Annotated in this window: 14 protein-coding genes and 1 pseudogene; 1 reads left to right on the top strand and 14 read right to left on the bottom strand. The window is 62.7% G+C overall.

Annotated features, from left to right (window positions below):
• Genes V5B60_RS12365 through V5B60_RS12375 form a run of 3 tightly spaced genes read right to left on the bottom strand, consistent with a single transcriptional unit; the run spans position 1 to position 3,988 of the window.
• Positions 1-312 (bottom strand): hypothetical protein, encoded by a 312-nt coding sequence (locus V5B60_RS12365; protein WP_332347277.1) that lies wholly within the window; start codon positions 310-312, stop codon positions 1-3.
• Positions 309-1,523 (bottom strand): restriction endonuclease subunit S, encoded by a 1,215-nt coding sequence (locus tag V5B60_RS12370; RefSeq protein ID WP_332347279.1) that lies wholly within the window; start codon positions 1,521-1,523, stop codon positions 309-311. The genes V5B60_RS12365 and V5B60_RS12370 overlap by 4 nt, the downstream gene beginning before the upstream one ends.
• Positions 1,517-3,988, bottom strand: coding sequence for a type I restriction-modification system subunit M (locus V5B60_RS12375; RefSeq protein WP_332347280.1), 2,472 nt, complete (start codon positions 3,986-3,988; stop codon positions 1,517-1,519). Before V5B60_RS12375 ends, V5B60_RS12370 begins: the two co-directional genes overlap by 7 nt.
• A 951-nt stretch (positions 3,989-4,939) precedes the next feature.
• Here V5B60_RS12375 and V5B60_RS12380 point away from each other — a divergent pair.
• Positions 4,940-6,277: an RES family NAD+ phosphorylase gene (locus V5B60_RS12380; protein ID WP_332347282.1), complete on the top strand. Its 1,338-nt coding sequence runs from the start codon at positions 4,940-4,942 to the stop codon at positions 6,275-6,277.
• Between the two features lie 355 nt (positions 6,278-6,632).
• On the opposite strand, the pseudogene V5B60_RS12385 reads toward V5B60_RS12380, so the two are convergent.
• The 11 genes and pseudogenes from V5B60_RS12385 to V5B60_RS12435 all read right to left on the bottom strand — a co-directional run.
• Positions 6,633-6,854, bottom strand: a pseudogene (locus tag V5B60_RS12385) (IS110 family transposase); the annotation flags it as partial.
• A gap of 122 nt (positions 6,855-6,976) precedes the next feature.
• Positions 6,977-7,630: a hypothetical protein gene (locus V5B60_RS12390; RefSeq protein ID WP_332347283.1), complete on the bottom strand. Its 654-nt coding sequence runs from the start codon at positions 7,628-7,630 to the stop codon at positions 6,977-6,979.
• Positions 7,630-8,310 carry a hypothetical protein gene (locus V5B60_RS12395; RefSeq protein WP_332347284.1) on the bottom strand — a complete coding sequence of 227 codons (681 nt, stop codon included), beginning with the start codon at positions 8,308-8,310 and terminating at the stop codon, positions 7,630-7,632. The genes V5B60_RS12390 and V5B60_RS12395 overlap by 1 nt, the downstream gene beginning before the upstream one ends.
• Entirely contained in the window at positions 8,310-10,049 is a 1,740-nt protein-coding gene (locus tag V5B60_RS12400; protein WP_332347286.1) for a DUF3987 domain-containing protein, read from the bottom strand. The genes V5B60_RS12395 and V5B60_RS12400 overlap by 1 nt, the downstream gene beginning before the upstream one ends.
• Complete coding sequence (locus V5B60_RS12405) at positions 10,046-10,465, bottom strand: DNA primase (RefSeq protein WP_332347288.1); 420 nt, start codon at positions 10,463-10,465, stop codon at positions 10,046-10,048. The genes V5B60_RS12400 and V5B60_RS12405 overlap by 4 nt, the downstream gene beginning before the upstream one ends.
• Positions 10,466-10,642: 177 nt before the next feature.
• Positions 10,643-10,861, bottom strand: coding sequence for a helix-turn-helix domain-containing protein (locus V5B60_RS12410; protein ID WP_332347290.1), 219 nt, complete (start codon positions 10,859-10,861; stop codon positions 10,643-10,645).
• A 141-nt stretch (positions 10,862-11,002) separates the two neighbouring features.
• A complete protein-coding gene (locus V5B60_RS12415) occupies positions 11,003-11,947 on the bottom strand; it encodes a hypothetical protein (protein ID WP_332347291.1) in 945 nt (314 codons plus the stop codon).
• 300 nt (positions 11,948-12,247) lie between these two features.
• Complete coding sequence (locus V5B60_RS12420) at positions 12,248-12,478, bottom strand: type II toxin-antitoxin system MqsA family antitoxin (protein WP_332347292.1); 231 nt, start codon at positions 12,476-12,478, stop codon at positions 12,248-12,250.
• Between the two features lie 69 nt (positions 12,479-12,547).
• Positions 12,548-12,808, bottom strand: a complete 261-nt coding sequence (locus tag V5B60_RS12425) for a DUF2442 domain-containing protein (RefSeq protein ID WP_332347293.1) — start codon at positions 12,806-12,808, stop codon at positions 12,548-12,550.
• Positions 12,809-12,813: 5 nt separating this feature from the next.
• Positions 12,814-13,071, bottom strand: a complete 258-nt coding sequence (locus V5B60_RS12430) for a DUF4160 domain-containing protein (RefSeq protein WP_332347294.1) — start codon at positions 13,069-13,071, stop codon at positions 12,814-12,816.
• Positions 13,072-13,073: 2 nt separating this feature from the next.
• The gene (locus tag V5B60_RS12435; RefSeq protein WP_332347296.1) at positions 13,074-14,306 is read right to left on the bottom strand and encodes a tyrosine-type recombinase/integrase; all 1,233 of its coding nucleotides are present in this window, start codon (positions 14,304-14,306) and stop codon (positions 13,074-13,076) included.
• Between the last annotated feature and the right edge of the window lie 264 nt (positions 14,307-14,570).

Genomic DNA, 14,570 nt, shown 5'->3' on the forward strand with positions numbered 1-14,570 from the left:
TCACACTTCGTCGAAGTGGCACCACTGGTCCTCGGGCAAAGCCCGCAGGAACGCGCCGATCTGCTCGAGCTGGCCTTGCTGCTGCGCCCATTCGAGGTGTTCCTTGAACCGCAGTTGCTTCTCGATCGGCGTGGTGTGGTGCCAGGCGGCGAGGATCAGCGGCGCGGGCGGCTCCCAGCCTCCCGAGGGCTTCTGGCGCGGGTTCTTCAGCATCCCGTAGAGCCGGCTCCACTGCGGCGGCATCGGCACCAAGCGGTTGTTCGCGGTGCATTCGGCCCAGAGGGCGTCGTAGGCTGCAGCGGTGTTGCTCATACCAGCCGGGTCCTGCCGGTGAGCAGTTCCTGCATCATGGCCTGCTTGAGGTCACGAGTCTTGTGGCGGCGACGATTCAGCAAGTCCAGGTCCGCATCCATATCCGACAGCACTTCGGCAATGGCAGCTTGCTCCTGGAGTGGTGGAAGGTCGATCCAGGTCGACGAGAAGAAGGTCGGGCGAAGGTTGGGATATGCGCTGGTAGCGGTGTGTTCCTGCAACTGTCGCAGGGCCTTGTCGCTTCTCAGCACGTAGGACAAGAACTTGCCAAGGGCTCTTGACTTGACAGGCCGGAGCACCCGCACGAAGTTCGAGGCAGCCACGTTCGGTCGACCATCGCACCACCAGACCTTGCCCAGACCATTGCCACTCGTTGTGATGACGATATCGTCCAAGTGGCACCGCGCCTGTGCGAACTCGGCATCAGACAAGAAGCGCGATGCAGTGGAGGTCAGCACACCGTCTGGCGAGATGTCGCCTGCACGAATGATCTCTGCAGATGTCGGGCGATCGGCGTCAGGCTCTCGAGCGCCCCAGTACCCCGTTGCCCTGATCACGAGTTGTTGAAGGCTGGCGATCTCCCACTCGCCGTGGAAGCCGGGTAGGCGGGTTTGGCCGGTGAGGAGTTGCTGCATGGCGGCCTGTTTGAGGTCGTGCTTCTTGGCGATGAGCCGGTCCAGCGCGCCCAGCAGCGCATCCACATCGCTCAACGCTCCCGCGATGGCGCGTTGCTCATCTCGCCCTGGCAGCGGGAAGGCAAGCGGCTTGACGTGCTTGTTGTTGATCTGTGGGACCGATGTCGTATCGGCGAACCTCCACAGCCCGATGTGCGCAAGTGCGTAGTAGAGGTACTCGCAGTTGAGGTTTCCGGTTGGCGTTAGCGCCATGAGGTTCGTATCCATGTACGACGCTTCGCTCAGTATGCGAACCTTGTTCAACGCAATGGCAGCACCTCTTTTCGCGAAGACGACGCTATTTGCTGAAACTGTCGCGCCTTTCGAGAAGTGGTACGGCGTTGAAGCGGCGTCCAAGTACTTCTCGCTGCTATTCAGCTGCTCGACCTTGAAGTACGGCACGCCACTCGTCTCAAAGCGGAACAGTGACGGACTGGCTCCGCTGGTGATTCGCACGTGGTCGCCAAGGGCAACCACGTCCCAATCGCGCGGCACAGGCCCGGCCTCGCTTCTCTGTAGTCCAGACGCAATCACCACGCGGCCCCCATCTGCTTGAGGTATTCCTCAACGCGGCTGGCTAGCACTGCCACTTCGCCGGTGAGCTTCGGCAGCGGGGTGGCGTAGCGTTCGGCCAGTTGGCGAATGCGTCCAGTCAGCGTCTGCGACACCCGGTCCAGCTCGCCCTGCACGGCAGCAGCCAGCGTGGCCAGCCACTTGTCGTCCACGACGAGGGTCTTGATCTCGTCCTCTGTGAGCTGGCCGTACTTGGCAGCCACCTTGACCATCAGCGCGTCCTGCGCCGCCTTGAGCTTGGCGCCGACTTCGGTGTCCTGCTCGATGAGGGACAGGTATTCCTGCAGCACCACGCGCTCGTCCGCGGTGTCCGGGTCAGCTTTGTCGATCGCCTTAAATTGGGCGGTCACACTCGCCTTGGTGAGCTTGTCCTTGTCGTTCTTCGCTTCGTCCAGCAGGCCACCTTCGCCGCCGTGTTCCTCGGCCATCTCTTCCATCTGCTGCGCCAGGGTGGCGGCCTGCGCCTCCAGCGCCTCGATGGCGGCCTGCTCCTTCGCGTAGTAGCGGGCGATGACGAGCGCGGGCGGGATCAGCTCGGCGGCGTACTTCTTCCTGCCCACGGCGAAGTCGGGCCGGGTCTTGGTCTTGCTGGCCTTGTCTTCGACGATCAGCCGGGGCTGGGCGGCCGCCAGCCAGCCGTCGGCGGCGATGAGGTAGCAGTCGTCCTGCATCGTCTCGCCCCAGTAGTCCATCAGGTGCTGGTAGACGTCGTAGGCGTCGATCAGTGGGGCGTGATCGAAGGCTTGGAGCAACGCCTCGGCGATGGTGCCGATCAGGGCCTTGGGGTGGCCGTCCTGCGCAAAGCCGCGCAGGTGCGGCGTGTTGGCCGCCTTCCACTGCGCGAACAGCTCGTTGGCGGCCGCGATGAAGGCGGTGAACTCCGCGTGGCCGAAGATCGTCGGCTTGATCTCGGCGGGTGCGACACGGAGCCGGCTGTAGCCGGGGCGGTCGGCCAGTTCGAACAGCGCGGTGCGCACGGCGGGGAAGACCTGCCAGTAAGGGGCCAGCGCATCGAGGTCGCGGTCGGGGATGCCGCCGCGCAGGTGGGCGTGGATGTCCTGCAGGTCCTCGGGCTCGGTGCTGTCGATGTAGCGCGGCAGGTTGAGGTTGAACTCGTTCCTCGGGTCGCTGATCTCGGCCAGCGGCACGCGGCGCGCGTAGCCCGGAATGTCCACCTGACGGGTGAAGGTGTCGACGATGCGGTGGATGTCCTGCTCGCGCAGGCGGTTCTTCGGGCCGTCCTTGCGGAAGCCCTTGCTGGCGTCGATCATGAAGATGCCGCTGCCGGCTGACGACGCGTCGGCGCGGGCCGGGGCCTGAGCCTTGTCAAGCACGACGATGCAGGCGGGGATGCCGGTGCCGTAGAACAGGTTGGCCGGCAGGCCGATGATGCCGGCGATGTAGCCGCGCTGGACGAGGTTGCGGCGGATCACGCCCTCGGCATTGCCGCGGAACAGAACGCCGTGCGGCAGGATGCAGGCGCCCCGGCCGGTGCTCTTGAGCGAACGCAGGATGTGCAGCAGGTAGGCGTAGTCGCCCTGCTTGGCGGGCGGCGTGCCGTAGTGCTTGAAGCGTTCGTGCGGGTCGTTGGCCGGGTCGAGGCCGGTGCTCCAGCGCTTGTCGCTGAAGGGCGGATTGGCGACGACGTAGTCGAAGGTCTTGAGCTGGCCGGCGGCGTCGGTGAACAGCGGGTTGGCCAGCGTGTTGCCCTGCATCACCAGCGCCGTCGGGTTGTCGTGCAGGATCATGTTCATGCGCGCCAAGCCGGCGGTGGCGGAGTCCTTCTCCTGCCCGTAGAGCGTGACCTTGGAGCGGGCCGCGTCGCCCACCTTCAGCAGCAGCGAGCCCGAGCCGCAGGTGGGGTCGTAGACCGTGGTGGCGCTGGTGGTCTCGGCGCGGGCGATGCCCAGGATGCTGGCCATCACGCGGCTGACCTCGGCTGGCGTATAGAACTGGCCTTTGCTCTTGCCACTCTCGGTGGCGAAGTGCCGCATCAGGTACTCGTAGGCGTCGCCGAGGATGTCGTCGCCGTCGGCGCGGTTCTTCGAGAAGTCGAGCGCCGGGTTCTCGAAGATGGCGATCAGGTTGGTGAGCCGGTCCACCTGCTCCTTGCCGCTGCCGAGCTTGGTGGCGTCGGCGAAGTCCGGCATGTCGGAGAGCTTGTTGGCCGCGGCCAGCGGGGCGAGGATCTTCTTGTTGATCTGGTCGCCGATGTCGCTCTTGCCCTTGAGCGCCACCATGTCGGCAAAGCTGGCGCCGGGCGGGATCGTGATCGGAGCAAAGAACTGGCCGGCGTACTTGTCGCTGATGTACTTGACGAACAGCAGCACCAGCACATAGTCCTTGTACTGGCTGGCATCCATGCCGCCGCGCAGCTCGTCGCAGCTTTGCCAGAGGGAGGAGTAGAGCTCGGATTTCTTGAGGGCCATGAGCGATCAGGTTTGCGTCTCGATGCCGAGTGGCACAGAACCTGAACTGTACCTCACGGATAGCGGTGGACAAAGGGGGATCAGTCGAGGTGGGACACAATCACGCCGACTTCTGATGTTGGTAAAGGACAGGAGGTTCCGCGCCACGTGCTTGTGTGCGAATGGTGCAACAGGCGCGCCGTCGCGTTGGTCCAAGGGAAGCTCGGCCAAGCGGTTACGCTGCCACCGGGGTCGTCGAGGCACTTCAGCACGCGCCTGATGTGCGCATACCGTTCACCGTCATCGCCTGCCGCCGAAAACTCGATTGAGCTGCTCAATCGTCGTCAGCCGTGCTTCGTTCATGTCGATCACGATCTTTACGATGATCAACCCACACCTCAATTCAACTGCCAATTTCCTTCGCTCAGGCCCATTCCTGAGTGGAAACACGCGCCTCGCTCAGGCTCACACCAGGTTGGACAAGGCTGACACTTGCGCACGTGGCGTCTGATCTCCTTTCCTTCCGCCGCGAGGAAGCTGGAACTCACGACTTGGTGCGCTCAGTCGCGTAGGCGGAGAGCGGACGCTTGACGAGGAAAGCATCGCGGTTTGCTCTGTGAGTCTGGGAAGATTCTCAGTAGCGGGCTTTGGCCATCCGCGTCATCCGCCGTGTCGCCTTGGTATTGCCGAAGGTGGGCGACCCGCGCCCCACCGGACGCTGACGTCTTCATCCTCGAGGTCACGCCTTATGGCCACGCCGCGGTTGGTGTGCTCAGCGACGCCGACCGCAGATCTGTCCCGATGCCGATGGAGTCGGCAGTTGCTCGCGACGGCGGGTTGGGTGCCGACATCCCTAGAGGCCCGTTGACTTGCACCGAAGCCCCGGCGCGTGGAAGTTGGCCCGGTCCAAGGCGCGGCTCGCACCTGCACGTCGACAGGCGTACAGTGCGGAGAGGAAGGAGGACTTCACGCATGGCCGAACACGCCATCTGCTTCAAGTGCATTGAGGACGAGGTGCTGCGCGCGACAGTCGAGGGCGAAGGCGAACCGCTTCTTTGCGAGTCCTGCGGTCTAGAGGACAACAACGCCTTCTCCTATGAGCGGCTCGGCAAGGCGTTGGAACCGGTCGTGCGTAAGCATTTCCAGCTTGGTCCGACTGTCCGAAAGTTCTACGACGACGATGAGGAGGGCTGGGAGCAGGAGGGCGACTCGCTGTCTTACATAGTGCAGAGGGCCCTAGGCCAGGAGGTTGACGATCCGGACGCGCTCGTCAACGCGCTCATGAACGCCGAAGACTACTGGCCAGGTGACGGCGAGGAAGCCTTCTACGACGACACCCAGCTCTACGTGCGGCGCAGGGCAACGCCGCACGCCTGGATGTTCGAATGGAGCTACCTTTGCGAAGAGTTGGCTCATCGTCGACGTTTTTTTAGCGACAGCGCGAGGGCGTTCTTCGATCGGCTGTTCGAAGGCGTCGCTGACTTGGAGTCCTTCGACAAGGACACCGACCAGTGGCTGCTCGTGGTGAACGATCTACCGACGGGAACGGATGTTCTTCGCGCGCGTGTGGTTCGCTCGGACTCTGACCTCAGGGTGTTCGTGGAAACGCCGTCGCGTGAACTGGGTGCGCCGCCGGCTGAGAAGGCGCTGGCCGGTCGAATGAACGCGACCGGAATCGCTGTCTTCTACGGGGCTCTTGACTCGGACACCTGCCTTGCCGAAATGCGCCCGGCACTTGGGGCACGGGTATTGATCGGTGGATTCCGGACGACTCAGGCGCTACGCGTTCTCGACTTCAGGCGGCTCGAAGCCGCCAGGCTCGCCGAACTCAGTTACTTCGACTCGAAGTACGCGGAGCAGCGGGAGCGAGCCGTATTCCTGCGTCAGCTGCATGCACTTATTAGCCGCCCGGTGGTACCGGGGGATAACGATGAATATCTCATAACGCAGATACTGACCGAATATCTGGCGCACGTGCATCGGCCAGCGTTTGACGGCGTGATCTTCCAGTCGGTGCAGCGCAATGGAGGCGCGAACATAGTCCTGTTCGGCCGTAGTTCCCTTGAGTTGGTCGACGTTGACGAGTACAACTGGGGCACGTTGCCGCTTTTCACACCGTCGTTGTCGGAAAGCGAGCCACAGCAGATACTATGCTTTCCGGTTGAGTACGTGAAGGGCAGTGCGAAGCTCTTCGTCACCCGATCTATTGAGTACTCGCACCGTGAGCTTCAGTTCTCCGTGGACGAACAGCACGTGTTCGTCCACGACCACGACCATTACGAGGACTTCGGCGATGGCGACTGGGACTAGCAGCCTTACATGGTCGCCCCTGGGTTTGCCAAGCATTCAATTGGTGACGGTTCGAAGGGTAAAGATTGCAGCCATACATTCGGACTTTGATCGGGGCGATGCCTCTGTCCCTAATGTAATTCGCTGATCGATGCCTCATCAGTCGGACGCGCTAGAAGCGCGAGGCTGCTATCAGGTTGAATCGACCACGGTCCTACCTGCCTTGCCATCACGTCATGATCGCCTGAGCAATCGGTGGGGGTTATTCCTCTACAACTACAAAAAGCGGTGGTGCTGCGATATCGCAGGGCTGTCCATAGGCGCTCGCGAGCGCGCCCCATACGCTGGCGAGTGAGCGCCTGTGGGCAACCCGTGTTCATGCCGCCGACGGTTCATAGCCTGGCTGGTAGTCTCGCTCGTGGGCCAGTAGCGCCCAGACGATGCGGGCGTTCTTGTTCGCCAAGGCCACGGCAGCCACGTTCTTGTTGCGCCGCCCGATCAGCTGCGCCAGCCAGCTTTGCGCATAACCTGCCTTGCGCTCGGCTACCCGTATCACCGCCCGAGCGCCGTGGATCAGCAGCGTGCGCAAATAGGTATCCGTGAGTGCCGACTTCCTAGCCGATACGCTTCAACGTTTCGGCCTGCTCCCGCAGCGCACGGACTAATTCCCGCAACCGGCCGCGCCAGCCGCCCTTGAATCCGCGCATGGCAGATCGCGCCTTACCCTCGAAGGACTTTGGCCCGGTCGACTTCTCCCAAGGTTTCCAGCGCCGGATCAACTCGGCACGCATGGCCCGATGTTCGGGTGTCCGCGAGTAGCTCATGGGTTCCTCCTGATAGTTGGGTTTGCTCGGCTTCGATTCCCCGCGGGCGTGAGGGAGCCGCCACGCCATTGTTGACTTGCTGCGGCCCGGTCGTCACGTTCGCCTGTCGGGCATAGACGATCGGCGGGTTCTTGATCGCCGCGAGCGTTTCCAGCGTTGCCCGGCATTGGGACTGCGCTCGCAGCGCCAGCCGCATGAAGCCTTCAAGGTTCGGCATGTGGCTTTGCTCCACCGCCCGCTCGGCGAGCCGAACGAACAGAGCCTGCAGCGCCGACGCCTGATTGATCAGCATCGCCTCGGCATGGGACATGTCGCCGCCTTGCACCGCCGCCGCTTGCTCGCGCAAGGTCGCCACGAACGTCGGGGCATCAATTTCCTTCGCCAGATCCTTCGGGTGGTTGGCAAGAATGACGCGGTACGCGCATACCGCAGGGGAGGATAGCAGCTTCGCGTAGGCCTGCCCTTGCTCCTCGGCGGAAGGCCCCGACTCGCAGGGGATGGTCTTCCTCGGAAATTTCTCGGCTTCCACTGCCTTCGGCTTGCTGGCCATTATTCGACTCCTTTCTGACCCAGCTCAGAGTGCTGATTGCAGCAATGCCCTTGGTCATCCGGCAAGCGGCGCAGCGGATGTCCCGCGCCATACGCCAGCTGCAAGTCGCTTCGCCCGCTGGCACAGTAGCGGACCACGCCGCCTGGACTTCGCCGGAACCGGCAGCTCGCGCAGTCGGAGGTGGTCTTGTTGCTCGGCTGCCATTCTGCCCGTTCGAGGAAGTACCGCCGCGCCTCGATGTCACACCGGCAAGCAGTCAGCACTTCGGCGATCGTCGCCGAGTCAGTCTCGCCGATCAAGTCCAGCCAGCGCAGAACGGCTCGTTCCTCGTTGCCGGTCAGGGACGACGCTGGCGGCTGCAAGCTCGGGGTGAAGAGGTCCGCCGCCAACGCGTCCGGGTACTGCTCCGGAATCTTGGCACGGGTTGCAGGCGGGCAGGTCGCCACCTCCAACGGCTCGCGGTCGGGGTAGTGGATCAGCGAAGTGTGTGACGCGCCATGCTCGCCGGCCACCGTGGCAGCGCCGTTCAGCTCTACGACAAGGCGGTCGCGGTACTCCCGGATCGCCGGGCGGAACTGGTCCAGCGCATTCGTTGGGCCGGCTACGCGCAGGCGACCCTCGACAACCGTTGGTGACAACCCGGCCGCTCGTATGGCGGCGAGTAAGTCATGCGCGCCCATCAGAAAAACTCCTCAGAAACTGCTGCGCTGCTGCTCAGCACCGCTGCCACGGTCGCGCCGACGTCGGCGACAGTCTCCGGCATCCGCCGCGACGCCTCGGGTAAGAGAGCTACGCCGTCGATTGCTGTTGCTTTTCTTGCTGTATCTGCTGCTTCCCTCGCACGTCCGCCAGCAGAAACAGCAGATACAGCAACAGCAGGTGGCGCCGCCGTTTTCTGCACCACGGAGAAGCAACCGTCCGATTCAAGCAACCAGCGCCGGCGCTGAAGTTCCTCGACGGCGGCATTACGGCGGCGTGTGTCTTTGCGCAGTGCGTTCGGGCAGTGCTGGCCGAGTTTCATTCGCGCGAACGTTTTCCAGCCCTTGCGGTGCAGCCACTCCAGAAGCTCGCGGGCGTCACGCTCGACAGGGCTCAACACAGCGCCAGCGCTGTGCCGGCGCCACTCCGCGAGCGAGTAGCGCACCAGCGCCACGGCGCACCGCATGTCGCTGCCGGTGACGGTGGCATCCTTGACGTCAGAGCCGCGCTTGCAGCAGCGCCAGGCAGCAAACACGGCAGACACGCGTGCCGCCAATTCGCCCGCTCGGGAAGCGAACGCCCCCAAGGTTTCGAAGTCGCCCCCCTCAGCCTGTTGGATTTCGGTCTGGTTGTAAAAGCCCAGCCAGTGCGTGACTGCATCGGAGTCCATGCCTACCGTTGGCAGACACAGCCCCCGGTGCTCATCGACGACGACTTCGCTGTTGCACATGCGCTCAAGTGCTTTCCAGTACTCGATCAGTCGCCGATCGTCGGCGGCTTTTCGAGACAGCGCTCTCTCATCAAGCAGCCTTGTCCCTGCCAAGCTGGCGGGTGCTGCGTAGAGAAAGCGGGGCAGGAAGCCTTGACCTCGCATGAGCGGATCGCTCAGAGCGTCCGCCAGAACAACCGGCTGTGCGCTCAGGAACAGTCCGAATCGAACACCGAATCTGAACCCGCTTTGTCCATCGCCGATCCGGTCGCGCTGTACGCCCGTGCCGTCGAACAACCGGGTCAAAGCGCCCAGGCTCGCGGCCCGCGTTTCAGATTTCAGGGAATGACCGCTCAGCAGCGTGCCGCCCTCGTCCGTTGACAGGCTCAGCGCCGGTGCTGAGTCGTGCACAAACTCATGCTCGACCTTTTGCGTCGTCGTATCCAGGAATATCGTGCGCGGATCGGGGGGCGCTTCCTGGAGGATGCTGGCGCGATCCTTTGGCATCGCTGCGGCAGCCTCGGCTTGAAGCCGCTTCAGCTTGGCCTTGTGCGCCTCGCGCGCCGCGCGCTCCAACTTCGCTATGGGCGCTGTCGCCAGATTGAAACACTCCGACTTGCGTCCGCCGCTCGACAGCGCCGTGAGCATGTACAAGCTGGCGGGCAGTGTTCCCTTTTTTGGGTGTTGCGCATCGACCAGCCGCATCGCCACGTGCGCAACAGCCCCCAGCACCGCCATGCCGGCCAAGGCTTCCGGTGCCTGCACATGCTCAGCAATGGCGCGAGCGGCCTCCGCCATGCCCGGCGGCAAACCGTCAGCAGGCCAGGGCGTCGGCGGCGTGGCTTGGTCGAACGGCTCCGGGTCAGTGTCGACAACCTGTTCTTCGATCGGCTGCTGACTCGCGATTGCCACCTTGCCTCGGCTTTCTACAGCGGTACCGTGGACCTGCACGGCAAGCTCATCGAGAAAGGACGCTCCACGCTTGAGGGCGGCATGGTCGTAGGCGCTCATGCCAGCCCTCCCGCCGTCACCGACGCCTGAATCCTGGACACGGCCAGTAACAACCGCTCACGATCCGTCGCGTTGAACGGGTGGCCAGCGAGTAGCGCTGCGCCGGCAGCAGCAACGACAAGCGCCTCGAACGCGATGCAACGCAAGACGTCTGCGGCCGGGAATGGTCGCCGTTCTGGTTTGCCGTGATATGGCCCACGGGCCGGAAACAGATCTTCGAGCGTCAATCCGACCGCGCTCATGATCTCGCTCGCCGAGTCCCCGCCAAAGTCGTGAATCAGTATCCTGCCATCGTCCAGTTCGCGAAGAGCGCCGGACATGTGCCGGTCCTTGCGCGTGGGGACTCTGAACTGCCAGCGTCCCGAACCCGTCTGCTTATGTTCGACGCGGGACAGAAATTTTTCGGCTGCGTTCATCGCTTGCTCCCCCGTTGCCAACGACGCTTCTGCGGGCGATTGCGGGAAGGTTTGGAAGGATTGAACCAGACTGTTTGCTGGTCGCCTTCGTTACGGTTGTCGCCATCGGCAGTCTTCCGGAGCCCGCCGGATGCCAGCCGGTCGCGGCCCTTGTTGTTTCTGGTCATTGCGCGCCCCTCAAGCCGTCGCGCCGGTTTGGCGGGTGCGGGCGTCAAGCCATGCGTCGAGAACGGCCTTGTCGTATCGGACCAATCGACCGCACTTGGTGAACGGCAGGTTGTACCTGCCCGTACTCCGCCACACGGAGAGTGTGCCAGGCGACACGTTGAGGATTTTCGCCGCCGTCTTTTCATCGACAAGCTCGCGGGTCTTGCCGATGACTTGCTGAATGGTCATGGTTCGCTCCAGTGGGGAACCGCACAGCGCAGTTCATGGAGCGAAGGCTAGAGAAAAGGAAAGCGGGGAAGTGGTAAATACCGATGGCTGGTTCGGTATTTACCGAATGTGTCCATGATTCATAAGGGTTTCAGGCTCGTTTCAAGGTCTTTGCTTCTTCGGCTCAATGACGTTTGCCGCCTCTTTCAAGAATACTCGCAGGGTCTTTTCCGTCACGTCCCCCCCTGCGGTCTGCAGATCTTTGACTAGATCGCCGATACCATCCAGCCGCGCGGCGTGAATGTTCAGTCCGTAGCCCTTCATCGCCAGGCCGCCGATTATCTTCAATGCCGCGGTCCTAGACTTTCCGGCCAACGCGTCGGATCTCATCTGGGTCAGTTCGACAGTCGAGGCTGCCTGCTTATCGGTCATAGTTCGCAGGTCTCCGCGTAAGCGTTCGATCTCAGCCTGCAAACTTGCGCATCGGTCACCTACCGCTGCCATGGACTCTGCTTCCGCCTTCCACTGCGCGCGCTCTCGGTCGCAGGTTGCCAGTGCCTCGCGGAGTCCCGCATCTGTCGCCGGTAAAGACCCGCGAGATGGCAGCGGGTACTCCCGCTGGTTCGCGACACACCAAGCGGCAAGGTCAGCAGGCGCAATGCTCCACCCCGAGGGCTCACCGTCCTCGTCGAACTTCACCGCCTTCGCAGGAAGCGCTTCCGCCATGATTGCGCGGCAGATTACTGTTCCCCACCGGGAGACCTCAGCGAATTCGTCATCTGATCGATAGCCACTCGCTTCTAGGTCAACACTGGCAAATGCGGAAGCGGCCTCGGCATCGGATAACGTTGGGAGCAAGGCCATCACCTGCTTCCACTCCGGCCAATCCGGGGGCACGGGCTTCGGGATCGCCAAGACAACGGACCCATCTATCCCTGCCTTCGCCAGCAATGGCCATACGTCAGAGCGAAGGAAGCCAACGCAGTCGAGCACATCAGAAGGGTATGTCATCGTCGAAATCCTCGAATCCTGGTCGATCGCTTCCGTTTTCTGCCCACCTATCGAGGCGCTGACGGGCTGTGTTCTCGCGCTTTCCATTCTCTTCAAGCGCTACGCACCCATGGGATGGACGCCATTCGTAAAACGCTAGACGCGACCATGCCGGATCTTTCGCGAGCGAAGCGGCTAGCATCGCCGCCGCCCTCTGCTCCGATTTCCCCGTGCTGCTTGCAATGATTCCGACCAAGTGACGGATCGAAATGAAATCCTCCCGTTCCTGCTCCGGGTCAATCATTTCAGCGCCCCTTTCACGCTTCGCCCTTGGTTCAGAATGCCACGCCAGCCGGGCAAGGGTTCCCGGTTTTCTCTCCGTCGAGATAGGCGCGGCAAAACTCAGGTTTTGTCAGGTCATGCGGCCACCGCAAAGCGCCGCACGGCGACTTCCACGCCCGCCGCCGCTGCCTGTTCGGCTTGTTTCAGCAAGGAAGCGGTAACGCCTTCATCATGGAAGGCTTCGCCGCAGCTCTCGCACACCAGCGCCGGAACTTTCCGGAAAACAATCGTCATGCCGTCGCGTTCAAGTGGAACAGTCACGGCACCGAGTCGGGTTTCGCCGTGTCGGCAGATGGCGCATCTCACGGGTTTTCCTCGCTGCCAGGTCGGACCGCCACAGGGCGGGGTCGGGCGTATCGGTCCGGAGATCCTTGGTCACGCAGCCCGATCTCCTTGCTGCGCGTGCATCAGATCGAGCAGGAATTCCGGGGCGATGTCCGCGCCGCTTGCCCATGCCACCGTGCGCATGACCGGGTGCTGGCTGGCCGTAGCGAACAGCGCCGGGTCGCGTAGCGGTTCGAACACTTCACCGTCAAGTTCGTGGGACAGATCCACTTCGCCGGACTCTCCGTTGTTGAAGCGCAGGAACAGGCGATAGCCCGACAGCGGGGTTACTTCCGTGGTGTGCAGGATCATCAGGGTTACTCCAAGGGATCAATGGGATTCAGCGGCTTGCGCAGCATGGCAAGCTCCCAGTCGGCTTCAATCTCTTTCCGGTGCAGCGTCAGCCATTCGCGCACCATCGACAGCGCCCGGCCCGGCAGCGAACCGGCGTATAGCTTGCCATCCAGCGTCATCAGGGCTTCATGCTCGCCATAGACCGCGTGAAAATGCATCGGCGGATGCTCCCGCCAGTTCATGTAAATGACGATGCCGAAGAAGCGGGAGATTTCAGGCATGACTAGGCAGCGCCCCGGTTCGGCAGTCGTACGACCTCGGCCCCCTCTTTCATTCCGCCGGCCTCCAGCATGGCAGCCGTTGCCGTATTGACGGACTGGCGCACCGGATCAAGATCGAGTCGCGCGTAGATCGCGGTTGCTTGCTGGCTCTTGTGGTTCAGGCTCTTGCCGATGATCGCCAGCGTTGCGCCGGTTCTCGCTTGCCAACTGCCGAGCGTGCGCCGCAGGTCATGCAGCGTTACGCCGTTCGCCTCGTTGCGCCCGTAGGGAATCCCGGCCCGCTCCATGACGCGAATCACCGCCTTCTTCGGCTCCACCATGTGGCCGCTGGCGCCAGGCCCAGGGAAGACAAACTCGCCTGCGATCGTTTCCTGTCGTGCCTTCAGGATCTCGACGGCTTCCGGGCAGAGCGTCACGTTCTGCGGGGTGCCGTTCTTGGTATCGGGGATTCGCCAGACGGAATCCGCCACGTTGATTTCCGACCAGCGCATGGCGCATAGATTTGACCGCCGTGCGCCAGTCAGCAGCGCCAGCAGAATGAAGTCGCGCATGGCGATACTCGGCTCTTCCGCCAGCGATTGAAAGAACCGGGGCAGTTCATCAGCTTGCAGGAATCGGTCGCGGCTCACGAGGCGCCCGGCCACCTTGACGCTTTGCGCCGGGTTCACTTCAAGGTAGCCCCATTCAATCGCCTTGCCGAAAATTCCAGACGCCAGCGCCCGTACCAGCCTGACCGTCGCCGGGGCCTTGCCTGCATTCTCAACGTCGGACAGCGCGCGCGCAATCATCGCCCGCGTGATGCCCCCGAGCTTCTGGTCACCCAGCGGTTTCTGCAAGTAGTCCCGGAATCGCTGCTGCATGTTGGACCACACGGCCAGCTTTTCGCCGTGCCGTCTCCCGTATTCGGTGAAGAACTCCGTCAGTGTCGGCTCCGCCTTGAGTACGCGCTTCACTTCGGCAGGGTTCGCGCCGTGCTCGATTTCTGAATTGACCGTCGAAGCCGCCTTCCGCGCTTGCTCTACGGTCATGGCAGGGAAGCGACCCAAGGTCACCCGTTCCGGACCGCCGCCCTTGGTGCGCCGGTACATGGAAAAGGTTTTCACGCCTGCGGGGGTTACGCGAAGCTGTAGGCCCGGTGTCTTCGTGTCGTGATAAGTTGCCCGCGTGCCAGCCGCCGAAGCAGGCAGGGCAAGGATTCGCTCCTTGTTGAACTGGAATCTCGATGCATCGCTCATGACGTGACCTTATGCGTTTGGTCTGCCCCGGGGTTACGCCGGGGTTACGCTGGGGTTACTTTTCGGGTGCAGAACGATGCGCTTTGCTGTAACCCCGTTAAGGTCAGTGTATCGCTAAGATACTGCTAGGGCAAGAACTATTTAGCTTCGTTAATGCGTAGGTCTGCCTCAGCCTGCGCATTCGTAATGCGTAGGTCCCCAGTTCGATTCCGGGCAGCGGCACCAGTAAACCAAGCACTTAGCCCGACCCGCAAGGCCGGGCTT

This window comes from Accumulibacter sp. (assembly GCF_036625195.1).
Lineage (GTDB): Bacteria > Pseudomonadota > Gammaproteobacteria > Burkholderiales > Rhodocyclaceae > Accumulibacter.